The organism is Bartonella tribocorum (assembly GCF_002777915.1).
Classification (GTDB): Bacteria; Pseudomonadota; Alphaproteobacteria; order Rhizobiales; family Rhizobiaceae; genus Bartonella; species Bartonella tribocorum_A.
Genome location: NZ_NJGE01000079.1, coordinates 1 through 937 on the forward strand (window position 1 = coordinate 1; position 937 = coordinate 937).

At 41.2% G+C, this 937-nt stretch carries 1 pseudogene; it reads right to left on the bottom strand.

The features are described 5' to 3' along the window. A pseudogene (locus tag CER18_RS09755) lies at positions 1 to 937 on the bottom strand (Vomp family autotransporter); the annotation flags it as partial.

A 937-nucleotide genomic window follows, 5' to 3' on the forward strand; every position in this document is an offset into this window, starting at 1 on the left:
CTTGTCATCTTGTTTCACAAGACTATCACCCACAACTTGGTTAATCTGGTTATTAATATTCGTAACAGCATTTGTCACTTCATTATGAAGATTCGTGAAAGAACTGCCTACTCCCGCAAACGCTTCTGCTACTGTTTTATAGCTCTGCTCTTCAACCTTATCACCATCAGCACTCACGGTGTTAACTTTGAAGTTTGGAGCAGCCCACTTGCCTTCTTTATATTCAGCGCCACCACCAAAATAGCTCGCAACCTTATCATTGGTCTCGTAAAGTTGTGAACCATTCACGGCATCAGTCGATGTCTCTGTAAGATCTCCTGCTTTTACACCTGTAAGCGTCCGTACCGCACCATCAGTATTCGCAAACGTAACTTTCGTACCGCTCTTTTCACTTCCAACTGCAATGACATGTGTCTTGTCATCTTGCTTTACAAGACTGTCACTAACAACTTGGTTAATCTCATTCTTAAGCTCTTTATGAAGATTGCTGAAAGAACTGCCTACACTTGCAAACGCTTTCGCTACATCATCATAACTCTTCTCTTCAACCTTACTACCATCAGCACTTACGGTGTTAACTTTGAAGTTTGGAGCAGTCCATTTGCCATCCTTATATTCAGCGCCACCACCAAAATAGCTCGCTAACGTATTATTCAGCGAATAAAGCTGTCCACCATTCACCGCATCCGTTGAATCTTTCGTGATGCTACCATTCGCAAGAGACGTGATCTTACTGTTTTTCTTCTCACCATCTGTCCCATGTGTTGCAACAAATGCCTCTTTATCTTGACTCCACAACAACGCATCACCCTTAACTTCCTCAGTAATATCTGTGAGTTGTTTCGTAAAATCTTGAACAACATTCGTAAGATGATTGTTCACATTATTGATATTCTTATCAATACCTGCAAAAGCCGAACCAACATCTTTAAACTCA